Origin of the sequence: Limosilactobacillus reuteri, from assembly GCF_002254085.1 — a bacterium.
GTDB classification, from domain to species: domain Bacteria; phylum Bacillota; class Bacilli; order Lactobacillales; family Lactobacillaceae; genus Limosilactobacillus; species Limosilactobacillus reuteri_K.
Genome location: NZ_NGPY01000033.1, coordinates 106,482 through 124,433, shown reverse-complemented (window position 1 = coordinate 124,433; position 17,952 = coordinate 106,482). Strand labels below are relative to the sequence as shown.

At 38.1% G+C, this 17,952-nt stretch carries 16 protein-coding genes; 15 read left to right on the top strand and 1 reads right to left on the bottom strand.

Annotated features, from left to right (window positions below; genetic code table 11):
• Nucleotides 1-121 precede the first annotated feature (121 nt).
• A complete protein-coding gene (gene rpmH / locus CBG10_RS07185) occupies nt 122-256 on the bottom strand; it encodes a 50S ribosomal protein L34 (RefSeq protein WP_003665227.1) in 135 nt (44 codons plus the stop codon).
• A 495-nt stretch (nt 257-751) separates the two neighbouring features.
• Here rpmH and dnaA point away from each other — a divergent pair, with 495 nt between their 5' ends.
• The 15 genes from dnaA to CBG10_RS07110 all read left to right on the top strand — a co-directional run bounded on the left by dnaA (nt 752) and on the right by CBG10_RS07110 (nt 17,612).
• The gene (dnaA, locus tag CBG10_RS07180) at nt 752-2,074 is read left to right on the top strand and encodes a chromosomal replication initiator protein DnaA (RefSeq protein WP_094512134.1); all 1,323 of its coding nucleotides are present in this window, start codon (nt 752-754) and stop codon (nt 2,072-2,074) included.
• Nucleotides 2,075-2,249: 175 nt separating this feature from the next.
• Nucleotides 2,250-3,392, top strand: coding sequence for a DNA polymerase III subunit beta (dnaN, locus tag CBG10_RS07175; protein WP_035152029.1), 1,143 nt, complete (start codon nt 2,250-2,252; stop codon nt 3,390-3,392).
• Nucleotides 3,393-3,635: 243 nt separating this feature from the next.
• On the top strand, nt 3,636-3,857 hold the full coding sequence (yaaA, locus tag CBG10_RS07170) for a S4 domain-containing protein YaaA (protein WP_003665230.1): 222 nt from the start codon (nt 3,636-3,638) through the stop codon (nt 3,855-3,857).
• A gap of 8 nt (nt 3,858-3,865) precedes the next feature.
• Nucleotides 3,866-4,990 carry a DNA replication/repair protein RecF gene (gene recF / locus CBG10_RS07165; RefSeq protein ID WP_094512133.1) on the top strand — a complete coding sequence of 375 codons (1,125 nt, stop codon included), beginning with the start codon at nt 3,866-3,868 and terminating at the stop codon, nt 4,988-4,990.
• Between the two features lie 26 nt (nt 4,991-5,016).
• The gene (gyrB, locus tag CBG10_RS07160; RefSeq protein ID WP_035169028.1) at nt 5,017-6,936 is read left to right on the top strand and encodes a DNA topoisomerase (ATP-hydrolyzing) subunit B; all 1,920 of its coding nucleotides are present in this window, start codon (nt 5,017-5,019) and stop codon (nt 6,934-6,936) included.
• A 42-nt stretch (nt 6,937-6,978) separates the two neighbouring features.
• Complete coding sequence (gene gyrA, locus CBG10_RS07155) at nt 6,979-9,483, top strand: DNA gyrase subunit A (protein ID WP_094512132.1); 2,505 nt, start codon at nt 6,979-6,981, stop codon at nt 9,481-9,483.
• A gap of 201 nt (nt 9,484-9,684) precedes the next feature.
• Nucleotides 9,685-9,981, top strand: coding sequence for a 30S ribosomal protein S6 (gene rpsF, locus CBG10_RS07150; protein ID WP_003665235.1), 297 nt, complete (start codon nt 9,685-9,687; stop codon nt 9,979-9,981).
• Between the two features lie 37 nt (nt 9,982-10,018).
• Entirely contained in the window at nt 10,019-10,582 is a 564-nt protein-coding gene (gene ssb / locus CBG10_RS07145; protein WP_094512131.1) for a single-stranded DNA-binding protein, read from the top strand.
• 33 nt (nt 10,583-10,615) lie between these two features.
• Nucleotides 10,616-10,852 carry a 30S ribosomal protein S18 gene (rpsR, locus tag CBG10_RS07140; RefSeq protein ID WP_094512129.1) on the top strand — a complete coding sequence of 79 codons (237 nt, stop codon included), beginning with the start codon at nt 10,616-10,618 and terminating at the stop codon, nt 10,850-10,852.
• 215 nt (nt 10,853-11,067) lie between these two features.
• A complete protein-coding gene (locus CBG10_RS07135) occupies nt 11,068-13,086 on the top strand; it encodes a DHH family phosphoesterase (protein WP_094512128.1) in 2,019 nt (672 codons plus the stop codon).
• A gap of 5 nt (nt 13,087-13,091) precedes the next feature.
• Complete coding sequence (gene rplI, locus CBG10_RS07130; protein ID WP_003665243.1) at nt 13,092-13,544, top strand: 50S ribosomal protein L9; 453 nt, start codon at nt 13,092-13,094, stop codon at nt 13,542-13,544.
• Between the two features lie 33 nt (nt 13,545-13,577).
• Nucleotides 13,578-14,969 carry a replicative DNA helicase gene (gene dnaB / locus CBG10_RS07125; protein ID WP_035152014.1) on the top strand — a complete coding sequence of 464 codons (1,392 nt, stop codon included), beginning with the start codon at nt 13,578-13,580 and terminating at the stop codon, nt 14,967-14,969.
• 119 nt (nt 14,970-15,088) lie between these two features.
• Nucleotides 15,089-16,291, top strand: a complete 1,203-nt coding sequence (locus CBG10_RS07120) for an MDR family MFS transporter (RefSeq protein ID WP_094503730.1) — start codon at nt 15,089-15,091, stop codon at nt 16,289-16,291.
• Nucleotides 16,292-16,303: 12 nt separating this feature from the next.
• Nucleotides 16,304-16,630: a hypothetical protein gene (locus tag CBG10_RS07115; protein WP_094503729.1), complete on the top strand. Its 327-nt coding sequence runs from the start codon at nt 16,304-16,306 to the stop codon at nt 16,628-16,630.
• Nucleotides 16,631-16,727: 97 nt separating this feature from the next.
• The gene (locus tag CBG10_RS07110; protein WP_179225353.1) at nt 16,728-17,612 is read left to right on the top strand and encodes a PPK2 family polyphosphate kinase; all 885 of its coding nucleotides are present in this window, start codon (nt 16,728-16,730) and stop codon (nt 17,610-17,612) included.
• Nucleotides 17,613-17,952: the final 340 nt, after the last annotated feature.

Genomic DNA, 17,952 nt, shown 5'->3' with positions numbered 1-17,952 from the left:
TTAATTTAAGTAGATATAAAAATAGGGCCGGGCATACGACAACTTTAACGATTCAAATTGCTCGTCAAGCTGACTGCCCTGCCCCACACAATAAAAAAAGCCACTATAAAAGTGGCCGTGGTTATGCAGATAATACTTTTCTGCCCTTTTGACGCCGACGTGCTAATACCTTACGGCCGTTACTGGTGCTCATGCGCTTACGGAAGCCATGGACACGTGCACGGTGACGCTTCTTTGGTTGAAACGTGCGCTTCATACAATTGCACCTCCTATTAAATTCGAGTGGTTTGGTTTCTAGAGTCTAAAAGACGATCTCTTCAAACATACTTTGGTAGTATAACACACTTACCGAAATTAATAAACGGCGAATTTTTATTTAAATTTTTTTGATTATTAACAAAATTGGTAAAATAATCCACAGCGTTGTGTAAATTCATAATTTGTGGACAAGTTATCAACAATGTTTTTCAGCGGTTATCCCCAGATTCACACCTGTTGATAAAGTTATCCACAGTTGCCCTTTTATGTGTTGATAACTCTCTAATTCATTACTATATCAATAGCGTATATCAACACAATTCTGTGGATAAGTGAGAATAAAATCTCCTTTTCCCCACTTTTCACAGGAATATTATTAATTTACACACAGTGTTGTGTAAACTTTTTTATTATTATCCACTTGGTTGTGGAAAACTTCCCCATGTAATGATAAAATACCGTTTGTAATTTAATACTTTAGGAGGAAATTATTTTGACTGAGCTCGATTCTCTGTGGGAAGCGATCCAAAATTCATTTCGTCAGGATACCACTCCGGTTACCTTTGACACTTTGATTGCTCCGGCAAAAGCAATTTCTCTCTCTCAAAATCAACTGGAAATCGAGGTGCCCACTCCGGTGCACCGCGATTTTTGGCGCAAAAATTTAAATACGCAGCTTAAAGAATTCGCTCAACAAAAATTGGGACGTAATATTGAGCCGCATTATATTTTAGAGGGAGAATTTACCTATACAAATAAAAAAACAGAAGATGATCCAACTCCTTCTTTTGAGATGGATACTCCTCTTAATCCTCACTACAACTTTGGAACGTTCGTTGTTGGAGAAGGAAACAAGATGGCACACGCTGCAGCATTTGCCGTTGCCGAAAGCCCCGGTAGTCTTTACAATCCACTATTCATTTATGGAGGGGTTGGTTTAGGAAAGACCCACTTAATGGAAGCGATCGGTAACCATATGCTTCAAGTTAATCCAAATTCGCGTGTCAAATATGTGACGAGTGAGGATTTTACCAACGATTATATTAATGCTATTCGTAATAATACGACTGAACAACTAAGAGAAGAATACCGTAATCTCGATCTCCTATTAATTGATGATATTCAATTCTTAGCCAACAAAGAGGGGACTCAACTAGAATTTTTCAATACTTTTAATGCCCTTCATGATCGCAAAAAACAAATTGTTATGACATCTGATCGAATTCCAAATGAGATTCCTGAACTGCAAGACCGGCTTGTATCACGTTTCAGGTGGGGACTTACTGTCGAAATTACTCCTCCTGACTTAGAAACGCGAATTGCCATCTTACGGAGCAAAGTTGAGGAAGATCATATTGATATTGGAAACGACACCCTTAACTATATTGCTGGTCAAATCGATACAAATATCCGTGAACTGGAAGGAGCCTTAACAAAGGTTCAAGCATTTGCTAATTTAAGTGGTGAGCGAATTACGCCGAGCTTAGCATCTCAAGCATTAAAGGGGCTTCACCGCGTAGCAAAAAACGAAATATCAATCACTACAATTCAAAAACAAGTTGCTGACTTTTATAACATAACCCAGGGAGATATTCTTGGTAAAAAGCGAGTTAAACAAATCGTTATGCCCCGTCAAATCGCCATGTATCTTTCTCGAGAACTCACAGATTCTTCATTGCCAAAAATCGGCAATGAATTCGGCGGCAAAGACCATACCACTGTTTTACATGCTATCGATAAAATTGAGGCAGAACTAAAAAAAGATACTGACTTACAAAACGATATTACAAAATTAAAAGCTAAGCTCCGATCATAAGCTGTGGATAAATATAATAATTATCCTCAAGCTTATCCACAAGTTATCAACAGGTGGATAACTCACAATAATAGGTGTTTAAATAGTTTTCCACAGTATTAACAGGCCCTACTACTACGACTATATTTTAAACTATTAAATATATTTATATACTTACACAAAAGGACTGAAATATATGAATTTTACAATTAACCGATCTGCATTCATTAGTCAATTAAATAATGTCTTACGTGCTATCTCTTCTAAAACAACTATTCCAATTTTGACTGGATTAAAGATGGTCGTAAACGAAGACAACATTGTGTTAACTGGTAGCAATTCAGACATCACAATTGAAAGTGTTATTAGTGCCAATGATGCTAATAATGATTTAACAATTGAAGATACTGGCGCTATTGTATTACCTGCCCGTTTCTTCAGTGATATTGTTAAAAAGTTGCCAGATAAGAAAGTAACTATTGAAGTTACAAGTGGTTTTCAAGCAGATATTACATCTGGCTCAGCTAAGTTCCAAATTAATGGCCAAGATGCCGAAAACTTTCCACATTTACCAGAAATTGAAACTAATAAATCAGTAACCCTTCCTAACGACATCCTTAAAGAAGTAATTCGTCAAACCGTCATTGCAGTATCTAAGCAAGAAAGTCGTCCAATCCTTGCGGGAGTTCATATGACTTTAAAAGATGGCGTTCTAACTGCTGTTGCAACAGATAGTCACCGACTTGCACAACGGAAAGTGGTCCTCGAAAACATCGATAACGGCATCGATTTTGATGTAATCATTCCTGGAAAGAGCATGGAAGAACTATCTGGAATGATTAGCGATGTCCATGAAGATGTACAAATGCAGGTAACTGAAAATCAAGTATTGTTTATCTTTGGTAATACTCATTTCTATTCTCGATTACTAGAAGGAAACTACCCTGAAACTAGTCAATTAATTCCACAAACTGCTGATACAACAGTTGAACTAGAGGCTGGGACATTTTTATCATCAATTGAGCGTGCTTCCCTTTTATCTCATGAAAGTCGTAACGATGTGGTTAAGTTAAGTCTAAAGCCATCAGAAAATCTTGTTCGAATTAGTGGTGATTCTCCAGATATCGGTACCGTTGAAGAAGAGGTAGTAACGTCTGCTCTTGATGGTAATGATCTTGAAATCTCGTTCAATCCTAACTACATGAAAGATGCTTTGCGTTCTTTTGGTCAAGCAACGATCAAGATTTCATTTACATCACCATTGCGACCATTTACTTTAGTTCCAACAGAAGATCAGGAAAATTTTGTTCACTTAATTACACCAGTACGGACATTTTAGAAAGAATTTTAATTTCTATAAGAAGAGGCTACAGAACGTCTTGTTTTGTAACCTCTTTTATATTTGGCATAGATTAAATTTAGTTAGTATCTCTAATTTATATTCAGATTTTTGACCATAGAGCAAATTTAACCGAATTTTGATAAAAAAGGCTAAAATAAGTTAATGCGCTCAGAAAGGCTAATAACGCAAAATTAGGCCAAATAATGTGGTATAATAGAATTACAAAAGTAGGTGAAAAAAATGGAAGAAAAGTCAGTGTTGATTGATAGTCCATTTATTACACTCGGTCAGTTACTCAAAGAAGAGGGGATTATTCCTACTGGCGGAGCAGCTAAATGGTTTCTAAAAGAAAATACTGTATTAGTAAATGATGAGCCAGATGATCGGCGGGGACGCAAATTGTATCCCGAAGATAAGATTCAAATTCCTGACCACCAATTACTTGTTATTAAGAGTAAGTAGGGATAAGCATGATTCTGACGGAATTGCATTTACATCACTTTCGAAATTATCAGGATCTAACCGTTCACTTCAACCCTGGAGTGAACGTTTTAATTGGCCATAATGCACAAGGTAAAACGAATATGCTAGAGGCAATCTATGTCCTTTCCCTGACCAAGAGTCATCGAACAAGTAATGACCATGAACTTATTAATTGGCAAGAAAAATCGGCCCTAATAAGTGGCACAGTAGAAAAAAGTATTGGTAAGATTCCGCTTGAATTACAATTCTCGAGTAAGGGAAAAAAGGCAAAGGTAAATCATTTAGAACAAGCGCGATTATCACAATATGTGGGTCAACTAAATGCAATATTATTTGCCCCAGAGGACTTGTCGTTGGTAAAAGGGTCACCAGCTCTACGCCGCCACTTTATGGATCGAGAGTTTAGTCAGATGAGTAGCAAATACCTCTACAATGCAGGCCAATATCGCACACTCTTACGACAAAAAAACAAATATTTAAAGCAACTAAAATATAAGCAACAAACTGACCGTGTCCTTTTAGGGGTCCTATCTGATCAGCTTGCTGCTTTTGGTGCGGAAGTAATTATTGCCCGTCAACATTTTTTAAAGCACCTTGAAGGATGGGCAGCGGATTTACATCAAGAAATTTCACTAAATAGGGAATCATTACGGCTTGAGTATGTCAATCAATTAAAGGTTAATGATGATACTACTGTTGAAGAGGCTTATCAGGCACTTTTTAAGTTATATCAGGATAATGAACAGCGTGAAATCGAGCAAGGGACAACAATTTATGGTCCTCATCGTGATGATATCCGCTTTCTGGTAAATAATAAAAACGTGCAGGCTTTTGGATCGCAAGGACAACAGCGAACGACAGCACTATCAGTAAAACTAGCAGAGATTGATTTGATGAAAGAGCAAACAGGCGAGTATCCATTATTATTATTAGACGATGTGTTATCTGAACTAGATACAATTCGACAAACACACCTGTTAACAGCCATTCAGAATAAAGTCCAAACATTTTTGACGACAACTAGTCTGAGTGATGTTGCTCGCCAGCTAATTAATGAACCTACGATTTTTGAAATTGAGCACGGCACTTTGAATAAGGAGGAAGTAAAGTGAGCAACGAACAACAAAAAGAAACCAAGATGGAATTGGCTAGCGAATATGATGCTAGTCAAATTCAGGTTTTAAAGGGATTGGATGCAGTTCGAAAGCGTCCCGGAATGTACATTGGTTCCACTTCAGCCCAGGGACTTCATCACCTTGTTTGGGAAATTGTTGATAACGGAATTGACGAAGCCTTAGCAGGATTTTGTGATGAAATTAATGTTGTAGTTAATCCCGATAACAGTATTACTGTTAAGGATAATGGACGTGGAATTCCAGTTGATACGCAAAAAGAAACTGGAAAGTCAGCCCTAGAAACTGTCTTTACTGTTCTCCACGCCGGAGGAAAATTTGGTGGCGGCGGATATAAGGTTTCTGGAGGTCTTCACGGGGTAGGGGCATCTGTTGTAAATGCCTTATCTACTGAATTGGATGTTAAAGTTGCTCGTCAAGGTAAACGTTACTACATGGATTTTGATCATGGGCACGTTAAGTCTGCAATGAAGGTAATTGAAGAAGGACTTCCAGAAACTGAGCATGGTACGACCGTTCATTTTAAGCCAGATCCGGAAATTTTCCGTGAAACAACGACTTACAATATTAAAACTTTAACTGATCGATTAAGAGAGTTAACCTTCTTGAATAAAGGACTTAAAATTACGATCGAAGACTTACGACAAGCAGACCATGAACGGAAAGAATTCCATTATGAAGGTGGGATTCGGCATTATGTTGAATACCTTAATGAAGATCAAAATGTCTTATTTGATCCACCAATTTACGTGGAAGGTAAAGAAAACGATATTACTGTTGAAGTTTCCTTACAATATACAGATTCATACCGTAGCAACTTACTAACTTTTACTAACAATATTCATACTTACGAAGGTGGAACTCATGAGACCGGATTTAAGATGGCTCTTACACGCGTTATTAATGACTACGGCCACAAAGCAGGTATCTTAAAGTCTAATGAGACCTTATCAGGAGATGATGTACGGGAAGGTTTAACTGCTGTTGTCTCCATTAAGCACCCTGATCCGCAATTCGAAGGACAGACTAAGACTAAGTTAGGAAATTCAGATGCACGAACAGCGACGGACCATGTCTTTGCGGCAACATTTAACCGGTTCTTATTAGAACACCCAGACGAAGCGCGGCAAATTATTGAAAAAGGTCAACTCGCTTCCAAAGCACGGGTGGCTGCTAAACGAGCACGTGAAGTTACCCGTAAAAAGAGTGGTCTTGAAATTAGTAATTTACCAGGTAAGTTAGCTGATAACACAAGTAAGGATCCTGAAATTTCAGAATTATTTATTGTCGAGGGTGATTCTGCCGGTGGTTCAGCAAAGCAGGGACGTTCTCGCCTCACCCAAGCAATCCTTCCAATCCGCGGAAAGATTTTGAATGTTGAAAAAGCAACCCTTGATCGAGTCCTCGCTAATGATGAAATTCGTTCTTTATTTACCGCTCTTGGAACAGGTTTTGGGGATGACTTTGATATTACAAAGGCTAATTACCATAAATTAATTATCATGACTGATGCGGATGTCGATGGTGCCCACATTCGGACATTACTGTTAACCTTGTTCTACCGCTTTATGAAGCCAATGATTACGCATGGGTATGTTTATATTGCGCAACCGCCGCTATATCAAGTTCGGCAAGGTAAATTTGTGAAATACATTGACTCTGATGAAGAACTAGAACAGGTTGTAAGCTCACTACAACCAAGTCCTAAGCCAGTTATTCAGCGTTACAAAGGGTTAGGTGAAATGGATGCTGAGCAATTATGGGAAACAACAATGGACCCAGAGAATCGGCACCTATTACGAGTAAAACTAGATGACGCAGAACAGGCTGATAAGATTTTCCCAATGCTAATGGGAACCAAGGTCGGACCACGGCGCGACTTTATTGAACAAAATGCTAAGTTCGTTGAGAATCTTGACCTGTAATTAACTGTTGTTTACTGCTAACGCAAAAAAGGAGGAACGACATTGGCTGAACAAGATATGCCTAATCGAATCACGGATGTAAATCTTACGAGTCAGATGAAAAACTCATTCTTGGATTATGCAATGAGTGTTATTGTTTCACGTGCGCTTCCAGACGTCCGTGATGGATTAAAACCGGTACAACGCCGGATTCTATATGGAATGAATGAATTAGGGGTTACACCAGATAAGCCTTACAAGAAGTCAGCCCGGATTGTCGGGGATGTAATGGGTAAATTCCACCCTCATGGTGACTCTTCAATTTATGAGGGACTTGTTCGAATGGCTCAGGACTTTAGTTACCGTTACATGCTTGTTGATGGTCATGGTAACTTTGGGTCGGTTGATGGTGATGGAGCGGCTGCCATGCGTTATACCGAAGCAAAGATGAGCAAAATTGCAGTTGAAATGCTTCGGGATATCAATAAAGATACCGTTAATTTCCATGATAACTACGATGGTACTGAAAAAGAACCGGATGTATTACCAGCTCGTTTTCCTAATTTATTAGTTAATGGTGCCTCAGGGATTGCCGTAGGGATGGCTACTAATATTCCGACTCATAATTTAGGGGAAGTTATTAACGGGATTCATATGTTAATGGACAATCCTGATATTACAACTGAAGGACTAATGAAGGCTATTCCGGGCCCTGACTTTCCAACTGGTGGAGTAGTAATGGGTAAGTCTGGTATTCGTAAAGCATATGAAACTGGCCGGGGAACTATTATTGTTCGAGCAAAAGTTGATATTGAAGAACAAAAAAATGGTAAGCAACGGATCATTGTTCACGAAATTCCATACATGGTTAATAAGGCAAAGTTAATTGAACGAATTGCTGAATTAGCTCGGAATAAAGACATTGACGGAATTACTGATGTTAATGATGAAACTGACCGTGACGGAATGCGAATCGTAATTGATGTTCGTCGTGATGCCAGTGCAGAAGTTATCTTGAATAACCTTTACAAGATGACCTTGATGCAAACAACTTTTAACTTCAATATGCTAGCAATTGTTAATGGTGCTCCGAAGATTTTAAGCTTGAAACAAATTCTGCAATATTATCTGGAGCATCAAGAATCAGTTGTACGGCGACGGACAGAATTTGAATTAAAGAAAGCCCAAAATCGTGCGCACATTGTTGCCGGGTTGCGGATCGCTTTAGACCATATTGATGAGATAATTAATATCATTCGTAATTCACAAACAAGCGAAGTAGCGAAGAATGAGTTGATGAATAATTATGGTTTATCAGATCGGCAGGCACAAGCTATCCTTGATATGCGGTTAGTTCGGCTGACTGGCCTAGAACGTGAAAAGATAGAGGATGAATATCAAAAATTAATGGCAGCAATTGCTGATTACAAGGATATTCTTGCTCACCGTGAACGGATTAATCAAATCATTTATGATGAATTAATGGAAATTCAAAAACGTTTTGGGGATGAACGACGGACTGAACTTCAAGTTGGTGATATTACCAATATTGAAGATGAAGACCTAATTGAAGAAGAAGATATTATCGTTGCCTTGACCCACAATGGATACATTAAGCGTCTTCCGGTTGATGAATTTAAGTCTCAGCATCGTGGCGGTCGTGGTGTTAAAGGAATGGGTGTTCATAAAGATGACTTTATTGAACAACTAATTTCCAGTTCAACTCATGATATGTTGCTCTTCTTCACTAATTCAGGAAAAGTATACTCAATGAAGGGGTATGAAGTTCCTGAATATGGTCGGGCTGCTCAAGGAATTCCAATTATTAACCTTCTTGGGATTAATAATAAAGAGAAGATTAGTGCTGTTATCAATGTTTCACATGAAACTAATGATGATGATAAATACCTCTTCTTTACTACCAAGCTAGGAACCGTTAAACGAACAGCAGTAACAGAATTTAAGAATATTCGAAGCAATGGATTGAAGGCGCTCAACCTCCATGAAAACGATGAATTGATCGATGTAGAAGTTATTAGTGAAGATCAGCCAATGATTATTGGTACTCATAATGGATATGCTCTTAGCTTTAAATCATCAGTTGTTCGGTCAATGGGACGAAGCGCAGCTGGAGTTCGTGGGATTCGCTTACGGGATGAAGACTACGTAATTGGCGCTGCCCCTCTTAATCCTGATAGTAAGGTTCTTGTAATTAGTGAAAATGGTTTTGGAAAGCAAACTCCTGCTTCTGAATACCCAATCAAAGGACGTGGCGGACTAGGGGTTAAGACAGTCAACGTTACTGCAAAGAATGGTCCGTTAGTTGGTTTAACAACTGTCAATGGTGATGAAGACATTATGTTAGTTACCGACCAGGGAGTAATTATTCGTTTTGACATTGAAAGTGTATCGCAAACTGGACGCTCTGCTGTTGGTGTCCACTTAATTAAGATGGATAATGGTGCCCGTGTTGCTACGATTGCAAAGGTGGATAAAGAAGTAGATGAAGAGACTGAGGAAGCAACTAGTAATTCCTCCCAAGAGGAAAGCCAACCAACAGAAAATTAAAAAATAAAGTGAGAAAGTAGATATTTTACGTATATATAGTTATAGTGACCGCAACATTTAGGATTTCTTATTAGATGTTCCTTGTTTTAAATAGAATTTTATGCTATATTTTATGTCTGTGAGTATACGTAATGACGTCTACTTTCCTTGTTCTTCTCAAATAGCGAGAAGAGCCAGAGTCCATAAGGAGGTGTAACATTCATGGAAACACGCAAATATGAAATTACTTACATCATTCGTCCTGATATCGAAGAATCTGCAAAGAGCGAATTGGTAGACCGCTTCGACAAGATCTTGGCGGACAATGGTGCAACTATCGCTGACTCAAAGGATTGGTCAACTCGTCGTTTTGCTTACCCAATCGCTAAGTACACTGAAGGTACTTACCACGTGGTAAACTTAACTACTGATTCAGATCAAGCTTTAAACGAATTTGATCGTTTAGCTAAGTTCAGTGATGATATCCTACGTCACATGATTGTTAAGCTTGATGCTTAATTAATTTGTCAATAAAGTAAAGAGAGGAGAAAGATCTATGCTTAATCGTGCAGTCTTAACTGGGCGTTTAACAAGAGATCCCGAGTTGCGGTACACAACCAGCGGGACAGCAGTTGTTTCATTTACGTTAGCTGTTGATCGGCAATTCCGAAACCAAAATGGTGATCGTGATGCTGATTTTATCAATTGCGTTATTTGGCGTAAATCCGCTGAAAACTTTAGTAACTTTACGCATAAGGGTTCACTTGTTGGAATTGAAGGGCGTATTCAAACCCGAAATTATGAAAACCAACAGGGTAACCGTGTATATGTTACCGAAGTTATTGTAGATAATTTTGCATTGTTAGAACCTCGTCAAAATGGTGGTATGAACCAATCAGGGATGCAACAACCGTTTAACAATAACCAACAATCGTTTGGTGCTCAGGCTCCACAATATGGCAGTCAACCACAACCCGGAAATAATGCTCCTCAAAGTAATCCGTCACCAAGTATGGACAATGGTTTCGATTCCAATCAAAATGCTGGCAACCAGTTCCCTGGAAGCAGTGATGATGGTGGTCAATCCATTGATTTAGCTGATGACGAATTACCATTCTAAATAAATTTTTACTCAGAATAGGAGGGTAATTTCATGGTACAACAACGTCGGGGCGGACGTCGTCGTCGTAAGGTCGACTTCATCGCCGCAAACCACATCGAATACATCGATTACAAAGACACTGATTTATTACGTCGGTTCATTTCTGAACGTGGTAAGATCTTACCACGTCGGGTTACTGGTACTAGTGCTAAGAACCAACGTAAGTTAACTATCGCTATCAAGCGTGCACGGATCATGGGTCTTTTGCCATTCGTTGCAGAAGACTAGTTTCCGCAAGAATAAAAATAATAAAGAGGCCGAGGTTTACTCAGCCTCTTTATTATTTTAAATTATTGTTACCTTTTCTAGAGTTTTTCGACTGCTATATTAATATTCTTATGTATTAATTATCATTAGATGATATAATCTATTGACTAAGTACTTGATGTGATATGATAGATTTATCCAATTAATAATTTAAAGCTATTTTTAGGAGGACTAGCATGCGAAAAATTTTCAGTCGTGAGAACTGGGAGTTTTATTTTGAACACCCAGCCGTTCGCTGGAATGTCTGCTATATAATGCTTTTAACAATTATTGGGCTTATTTTAGGGTTTATGGATAACTGGGTTATTGGACTAATTGTTTTAATAATCGCAGTTACTGGTGGAGCTATTAGTATTCGGCGGTTAAGAAAATTAGTAGTCGATGCTCGTGAATATTTAAATGAATTAACGTATAAAGTCCAACGTGGGCAACAAGAAGCATTACTGGAAATGCCTATGGGAATGATTATGTTAAATAAGCGTCATGAAGTTGAATGGATTAATCCATATATGGCGCGTTATTTTAATCTTGAAATTGTTGTAGGAAAGCCGATTGCAGATGTTGATGCAAAATTAGCGGAATTAATAAAAAATCATGCGGATGATAAGCAAACGCAAGTAGTAACCTGGTGTGACCATCAATTTGAATTTTTGGTTCAGCATCACGGACAGGTAGTTTATTTATTAGATATTACAAAATATGAACAGATTAGTGCACAATATAAGGATGAACAAATCTTTATTGGTAATATTTACCTTGATAACTATGATGAACTGATTCAAGGAATGAGTGATTCTGATGTCTCTAATCTTCATAATTACGTAACTTCACAAATAAGCGATTGGGCAGTTGCTAATCACTTATTGATGAAGATCATTGATGATGATAACTACTTGATTATTGGTCATCAAGCTTCATTAAAAGAACTTGAAAAGCAGAAATTCAAGATTCTTGATGTTATCCGTGAAAATACATCTAAGCAAAATTCGCCAGTTACCCTTAGCGTAGGAATTGCTTATGGCGAAAATGATTTGATAAAACTTGCTGATACAGCACAAAATAACCTTGACCTCGCGTTAGGTCGTGGTGGAGACCAAGTTGTTGTTCGTGCTCAAGATCAGGAAGCACGTTTCTATGGTGGAAAGACTAACCCGATGGAAAAACGAACCCGGGTACGAGCACGGATGATCAGTCAAGCATTACAAGAATTAATGGCCCAATCAGATCAATTATTTGTGATGGGCCATACCAATCCAGATATGGATTCAATCGGTGCTTGTTTGGGGATTCGACGGATTGCGGAAATGAACGGTAAAGAATGCTGGATTGTGATTGATGACGAACATCCACACTCTGATATTCAACGTTTGATGCGTGAGATTGATAATTATCAGACAATTAAAGACCATATTATTTCACCGGTCGAAGCGTTAGAAAAAGCGACGAATAACAGTTTATTAGTGATGGTTGATCATGCTAAGCGGGGAATTACCATTGCCCCTGAATTATATGATAAAATGCAAAACAGACTTGTTATCATTGACCACCACCGTCGTGGCGAGGACTTTCCTGAAAATCCATTGCTTGTTTATATCGAACCATATGCCTCATCAACTTGTGAGTTAATTACGGAAATGTTTGAATACCAACCACGCGAAGGAAAGGGACTTAACAAGCTTGAAGCAACGGCAATGCTAACAGGGATTCAGGTTGACACAAAATCATTCACCAAGAGTGCTGGTACGCGAACTTTTGATGCAGCTAGTTACTTGCGTTCTGCTGGTGCCGATGGTTTAATGATTCAATCATTTATGAAAGAAAATCCAGAAACTTTCATGATGCGTAATCATTTGATTTCAAGAGCGGAAATAAATGATAAAATAGCATTATGTACGGGCGAAGAGGGACAGGTTTATGATCCTGTCACGGCTGCCCAGGCTGCTGATATGTTGCTCCAAATGAGTGGAATTGAAGCTTCATTTGTAATTTTTGAACGTGCTGATAACAAGATCGGAATTTCAGCACGCTCAATGGGAAACGTCAACGTCCAGGTAATCATGGAAAAAATGGGTGGTGGCGGTCACCTTGCAAATGCTGCTACACAAATCAGTGATAAAGATATTACGCAGGTCAAGCAAGAGTTAGTTGATATTCTAACTAAACCTGATAAAGAGCAAGACGATACAGAGGAGTGATCATAATGAAAGTTATTTTTACACAAGATGTACGGGGCCGTGGTCAGCGTGGTCAAATTAAGGAAGTTCCAGATGGCTATGCTCAAAACTACTTAATTAAGCGTGGATTAGCAAAACAAGCTACTAAAGCGGCGATGAGCCAACTAAAGGGTCAACAGCGTGCTGAAGAAAAACATGCTGCTGAAGAATTAGCTGATGCCAAGCGGATGAAGAAGATTCTTGAAGATGATAATACAGTTGTTGAATTAAGCGGAAAAGCCGGTACAGACGGTCGGATGTTTGGTTCAATTTCAACAAAACAAATTGCAACTGCTTTACAAAAACAATTTGACCTTAAAATTGATAAGCGAAAGATTGAGCTGGCAGCCCCAATTAAGGCGCTTGGTTACGTAAATGTGCCAATCAAACTTCATCCAGAAGTAGAAGCTCAAATTCGTGTTCACATTGCTGAAAAGTAATGAGGGTTAATAGATTTAAGGAGCGGTATCGTCATGGATAATGCACCAGTGCAAGAAGAGCCACGCGATATTGAAGCAGAAAAAGCAGTTCTTGGAGCTGCTTTTTTAAGTAAAAACGCGTTGGCTGATGCGATGGAATATCTTGAGCCGCAAGATTTTTACCGGAAGGCTCATCAAATCATTTTTGAAAAGATGGTCCAACTAAATGATGCGGACCAGCCAATCGATCCGTTAACGATGAAAAATGTCCTTGATCAGGATAATCAAACGGAAAATGTTGGTGGAGTTGCTTATATTGCTGAACTTGCAACAGCGGTTCCGACGGCTGCTAATGTTGTCTATTACTCAAAGATTGTTCATGATAAGGCAATTTCACGACGGTTGATCAATACAGCAACCAAGATTATCAATGATAGCTATGCAGGAAATGACAAAATTGAAGATCAACTTGACCGGGCTGAGCAAGAAATTATGTCAGTTTCGGAAAATAGTCGTCAAACTGGTTTTAAAAGTATTAGTGATGTTTTACAAGAGTCGATTAACCATGTTAGTGAGCTCTCTAGTCAAGATTCAGAGATTACTGGACTTTCAACTGGGTATGCTCAATTAGATGAGATGACGACTGGTCTTCATAAAGACGAGTTGGTAATTATCGCGGCGCGGCCTGCTGTTGGGAAGACTGCCTTTGTTTTGAATATTGCCCAAAACGTTGCAACTAGAACCGATAATACGGTCGCAATTTTCAGTCTTGAAATGGGTGCGGAGTCCTTAGCAAACCGGATGCTCTGTGCTGAAGGAAACATTAACGCTAATCACTTACGAACTGGACAGCTTACGCAAGATGAATGGCAAAGTTTATTTATTGCTACTGGAGCCTTGAGTAATGCAAGTATCTATATTGACGATACACCGGGAATCAAGGTAGCAGAAATTCGGGCTCGTTGTCGACGCTTAGCAAAGGAAAAAGGTAACTTAGGATTGATCGTAATTGATTATCTTCAGTTGATTGAAGGGAGTAATCCTGATAACCGGCAGCAAGAAGTTTCAGAGATTTCTCGACAACTAAAGAAGCTGGCAAAGGAATTAGAAGTTCCGGTTATTGCCCTATCACAGTTGTCACGGGGAGTTGAACAACGACAAGACAAGCGCCCGGTTTTATCTGATATTCGTGAATCTGGATCGATTGAACAGGATGCAGATATTGTTAGTTTTCTTTATCGTGATGACTATTATGAGCACGATGAAGATTCAGATGATAATAATAACCAGGGAAATAATCAGGATGACGATGGATCAAATGCCAGTGAAGTTGAAGTCATTATCGAAAAGAATCGTAGTGGTCCACGGGGGACAGTTAAATTATTATTTGCAAAATCCTATAATAAGTTCACTTCGATTTCTTATATCCCTGAAGATAATAATTAAAAACTAAATTTCTAAGAGGGCATTTCAGTAAAAACTGAGGTAGCCCTTTTAGTGCGCTTAAGACATTAAAAATGTTTAAAAAAATAAACGGTATGATAGTAATTGAGGAGGCGTAAACAATGAACCGTCAAGGCGTAGAATTAAAATGGCTTTTATTCGGAATGTTCCTTGGAAGTATTGGGAATAGTTTTGTCTGGCCATTAACAACAATTTATATTCACGATCAGTTGCATGAGTCATTAACTGTATCGGGAATTGTTTTACTCTTTTATTCGGGAGCAAATGTTGTCGGAAGTTATATTAGCGGAATGTTATTTGACCGAGCTAACCCGCGGAAATTAATGATTGGCGGGACACTGCTAGCGACCATCGTAATGGCTATTATGATTTTCTTCAATGGCTGGCCAATATATGGAATTCTTTTAACAGTTATTGGATTTTTTAATGGTTGGATTATCACAATGGTTAATTCTTTTGCGACCCGTTCAGGCCGAGATGGACGTTATGTCTTTAATATGTTGTATTTTGCCAATAACTTGGGGATGGTGATTGGAACTACTATTGTCGGTCCGCTTTACCAGTATGCAGATGGTAATGTTTCACCGATGTTTTTGATTACCACAATTCTCTATACAATGTTCTCACTTGTTGTTATCTTTTTCTTTAAGGATAGTCAACAGACAGTTGCAAAGACGGAAGATGTAGAAGATAAAGAAGAGACTAAGACAGGTAATATTAAGATGCCTCAAGCTAACTTATGGATTAACTGGATCTTCTTCATTGCCTTAGTTGTAATCTGGACAATGTATGAACAATGGGCAAGTAACTTATCAGTTTTCATGACTGATCAAGGAATCTCAATGACGAAATATAGTCTTTTGTGGACATTAAATGGGATTTTAATTGTTGTTTTCCAATTAGGAATTACCTGGCTTAATCGCTGGGTTAATCGGCCATATGCGCAAGTGTTTATTGGGATGTTTACGATTGGTTTCTCCTTTGTCCTCTTACTTTACGCTCACTCATATAGTTGGTTTGTGGCAGCAATGATCGTTTTGACAATTGGTGAAGCCACTGCGCTGCCAACGATACCTGCCATTGTAAACAGCCTTTCACCGGTTGCTGTTAAAGGAAAGTATCAGGGAATTTTGAACGCATTTTCTTCTTTGGGAAAGGCAATTGGTCCTCTATTTGGTGGATTGATGATTGAAGCGACCTCTTATCATATCCTCTTTATTATTTGTGCGATTTCGATTTTTGTAATGGAAATAATAGTAGTCTTTGTTATTAAGATAAAGCGTGCCAAAGTAGTTGAATATTAAAGAAGTGATCAGATGTTTTACAATAATTTTGATAATGTACATGGTGAAGACCGTTATGGAATGGTAGGAAAAACAGGAGATCCTTTTAGGGAAGAATGTGAACTTGGAATTTCTTGTTATCAGTGCCATGAACAGCCATTAGTAATTGCAGAAAGAAATTGGATGGATACAAACAATGATGACTCGCAACGGTACCAAATTGTGGTAGTTTGTGAGCAGTGTGGGGCTGTTGATGAATTTATTGTTAATGATGGGCACGAGCATAAAATTAGCAAATTGAAATGTAGTAAATATCAGCTAACAGAAAAGAATATTATAAATAATAGAACTGTGGACTAAAATGTTCATGGTTCTTTTTTAAATCCGTTTTTATTAACCAAAACTTGAGAGATTTGCTATGATGGTAGTTGAAATCAAATTAAAAGCAATGAGGTGAATGTTGATGAAAACCAAGAAATATCGTTACACTGGAAAAGACTTTGATATTAAGACGGCACCAACTAAGGTAAAAGATTCTGCTGATGACCTTAAGAAGATTAAAAAGAAGATCAAGAAAAATATAAAGTCAATCAAGAATGCGCAAAAGATGATGTATGCGCGGCGTCATTATGGTGTTTTAGTAGTATTTCAAGCAATGGATGCGGCAGGAAAAGATAGTATGATTTCGCATATCTTTGCGGGCGTAAATCCAGTTGGGTTTAAGGTGGCTAATTTTAAACAACCAACAGGCCGCGAATTACGTCATGATTATCTCTGGCGAATCAATCGTGAATTGCCAATGCGTGGTGATATTGGTGTTTTCAATCGATCTTATTATGAAGATGTTCTTGTTTCACGCGTTCATCCTGCTTTAATTTTGCAATCTAATATTCCAGGGATTGAGTCTGTTCATGATGTTAATAACAAATTCTTTGATAGTCGCTATGAAGACATTCGCCAGTACGAAAGTTATCTAACACGGAACGGTTACTTAATTGTAAAATTCTTCCTCCACGTATCAAAGGAAGAACAGAAGAAGCGTTTCTTAGCACGGATTGATACGCCAGAAAAGAATTGGAAGTTTTCTGCAGCTGATATTCGCGAACGTCAATATTGGGACGATTATCAAAAGGCATATGAAAAGGCGATTAATGCTACCGCCACAAAGGAAAATCCATGGTATGTTATTCCGGCTGATGATAAGTGGTATTCGCGTTTAATTGTATCTGATATTTTGACAAAGAAGATTAATAGTTTGCCATTAGCTTATCCTGAGGTTTCGCCAGAACAAGAAATGAGCTTACGCCAAGCACGAAAAGAACTAATAGCAGAAGATAAGTAAATAAAAAGGACGTTCGAATGACGTCCTTTTTATTTACGTGGTTTAAAGATGCACTTGTGAGTAAAGAAGTAGATTGCTAATGTAGAACAAAGAATTAGAATGTTAAAGTGTTTGTCAGGTAAGGCCAAGTTCTTTGCATTGAACTGTTCACCAAATGGACATATTAATTTACTCATCGTTATTAGTTAAATTAGATTGTTCATTCAAAAAATATATGTTTAAGTATATAAACCCTCAAAAATTGGTTTTTAGCATTTATATATGAATTTCTAATGATAATAACCCCCAAAAATCGATTTTCAAGGGTTATTATGTTAGTATTTTAATATAATAACACCAA

Coding starts and splice junctions, on each gene's coding strand:
- rpmH (WP_003665227.1), bottom strand. CDS start 256: ATGAAGCGCACGTTTCAACCAAAGAAGCGTCACCGTGCACGTGTCCAT.
- dnaN (WP_035152029.1), top strand. CDS start 2,250: ATGAATTTTACAATTAACCGATCTGCATTCATTAGTCAATTAAATAAT.
- yaaA (WP_003665230.1), top strand. CDS start 3,636: ATGGAAGAAAAGTCAGTGTTGATTGATAGTCCATTTATTACACTCGGT.
- recF (WP_094512133.1), top strand. CDS start 3,866: ATGATTCTGACGGAATTGCATTTACATCACTTTCGAAATTATCAGGAT.
- gyrB (WP_035169028.1), top strand. CDS start 5,017: ATGGAATTGGCTAGCGAATATGATGCTAGTCAAATTCAGGTTTTAAAG.
- rpsF (WP_003665235.1), top strand. CDS start 9,685: ATGGAAACACGCAAATATGAAATTACTTACATCATTCGTCCTGATATC.
- ssb (WP_094512131.1), top strand. CDS start 10,019: ATGCTTAATCGTGCAGTCTTAACTGGGCGTTTAACAAGAGATCCCGAG.
- rpsR (WP_094512129.1), top strand. CDS start 10,616: ATGGTACAACAACGTCGGGGCGGACGTCGTCGTCGTAAGGTCGACTTC.
- CBG10_RS07135 (WP_094512128.1), top strand. CDS start 11,068: ATGCGAAAAATTTTCAGTCGTGAGAACTGGGAGTTTTATTTTGAACAC.
- rplI (WP_003665243.1), top strand. CDS start 13,092: ATGAAAGTTATTTTTACACAAGATGTACGGGGCCGTGGTCAGCGTGGT.
- dnaB (WP_035152014.1), top strand. CDS start 13,578: ATGGATAATGCACCAGTGCAAGAAGAGCCACGCGATATTGAAGCAGAA.
- CBG10_RS07120 (WP_094503730.1), top strand. CDS start 15,089: ATGAACCGTCAAGGCGTAGAATTAAAATGGCTTTTATTCGGAATGTTC.
- CBG10_RS07115 (WP_094503729.1), top strand. CDS start 16,304: ATGTTTTACAATAATTTTGATAATGTACATGGTGAAGACCGTTATGGA.
- CBG10_RS07110 (WP_179225353.1), top strand. CDS start 16,728: ATGTTGATGAAAACCAAGAAATATCGTTACACTGGAAAAGACTTTGAT.